Annotated in this window: 1 protein-coding gene and 2 pseudogenes; 2 read left to right on the plus strand and 1 reads right to left on the minus strand. The window is 66.6% G+C overall.

What is annotated here, in order from left to right; all coding sequences use genetic code 11:
- A partial coding sequence (locus tag ABDW21_RS16865; protein WP_343710782.1) for a hypothetical protein occupies positions 1-317 on the minus strand: 317 nt, incomplete at its 3' end.
- 70 nt (positions 318-387) lie between these two features.
- Here ABDW21_RS16865 and ABDW21_RS16870 point away from each other — a divergent pair.
- Positions 388-702: pseudogene (locus ABDW21_RS16870) on the plus strand (evbL); the annotation flags it as partial.
- 499 nt (positions 703-1,201) lie between these two features.
- Positions 1,202-1,760, plus strand: a pseudogene (locus ABDW21_RS16875) (hypothetical protein); the annotation flags it as partial.

Here is a 1,760-nt window from a genome sequence, read left to right on the forward strand (position 1 = left end):
CCCAGCCGGGTCAGCACGATGTCGGCCCGTTCCACCTGCGGCCGGACGTTTTCTATCGGCCAGTCCAGGACGGTGGTGAAGAGGTTTTCCAGGATGTTCTCGGCGATCTTCTCGACGGGTTGCCCGCCTCCGCCTTGTTGCAGGCGTCTCCGGCGCTCGGCGGCAAACGCCGGCCACGCGGCCCGGACACGTTCGGCGCACTTGCGGTAGGCGGCCAGCTTGCTGACCGAGTCACCACCCGCAGTGGCGCTTAGGGCTTTCCCCATGTCTGGGGGCGGTACCTCCACCTTCTCGGCATCATCGGCGAACTCCGACATGTGTCGAGGGTATGCAGCCTTTGGCAGCCAGTACGGTGCTTTGGCAAAGTACTTGCAGCGCCGCAGTCCACGGGCGCTGCAGGTCATGCACATCCTGCGGGAGCTGCGGGGTGGTGTGCATTTCAACGCCCTCACCATTTCCGGCATCATCCCGGTGGAAGCGCACATGCTCAATAAGGGTCATCAGTATGCCGCGATGTTCGGCTGGCCCGAGCCGTTCGCCGACGGCGCGGACAAGAAGGACCGTTACCCCGAGGTCGAGCAGGCGACCAACCGCCGCATGGCAGAGTTTTTCGCGGCCGCACTCACCCCCGACCAGGCCGACGAATTTGCCCGGCTCAGCGCCGGCGCTCGGGCGTCGCTGAAGTCCGCCGTCGCGACCTGAACGGCCGACGGGTCGTGCGGCCGGGGGCGAGATCATCCGGTGATCAACAAGCCTCGCCGACATGCAGATTACCTATGAGTGGTCATCGTGCACGGTGTGCGTCCGCGCGGCTGAACCCTCCGGCGGCGATCATGCAACGGCGGTCGGAGCCGCTTGCCCACGCGGTGCGGATTGTCGAGCAGTGGACCGATGATGAATGCATAGGCGGCGAGCGCCACCGATTCGGGAAGATGTTCCCGCTATGTCCAAGCCGTGCGTGGATATCGTCCTGCTACGCGCGCCGGGTTTGTCGCTGAAATGTCGCTCGAAGGCGGGCATTTCGCACCATGGTTCTCCAGCGGTGACCGCTGTGACAGATGTGACGCCCAGGCGCTAGCCTGACAGTCGGCGTCCCACCCGCCCAGGCGAGGCAACGATGAGCGAAATGGCTGAGACCCCCATCGGGGTGGCCGATTTACACCCCGTCGGGCGCGGCGCGGACCGCCCCGAACACATCCTGGTGACCGGTGACGGCCGGGTGTTCGCCTCCGACGAAGATTCAGCCGCCGCAGAACTCCTCGATGAAAACACCGTCCGTCGCATGGGGCAGGCGGGCGGCGAGCCGAACGGCATCGCGCTCGATCGCACCGGCCACTTCCTGATCGCCAACTTCGGCTCGGGTGTGCTCCAAGATCTGGACCCGGTAACCGGCGCGATTACGGCGGTGCTGGGCGGACAACTCGATGGACGCCCGCTGCGATGGCTGAACGTCGTCCTAGTGGATTCCGCCGGGGCCCTGTGGTGTTCGGTGAGCACCATGGCCGACGACGTCGTCGACACCCTTGCGCGGGGTGCCGCCGACGCGGTGCGGTTTCCGATCGAGAGCGAAACCTCCCTTCTGCCAAAGCGATTCGGCCCGCCGCTGGGTGGCTGGCGCCCCGACGAGTTCGGCCCGGACCACGGCCGGTTCCTGGCCGACCCGCCGGTGGGCCGCCGGTGGGGGATGGCCGACGGTAGTCCTCGACGACCCCGGCGGCGCGTTATTACGAGGTCCCACCAGCATCGCCTCGTCCCGATTA

Origin of the sequence: Mycobacterium sp. (genome assembly GCF_039583805.1) — a bacterium.
Classification (GTDB): Bacteria; Actinomycetota; Actinomycetes; order Mycobacteriales; family Mycobacteriaceae; genus Mycobacterium.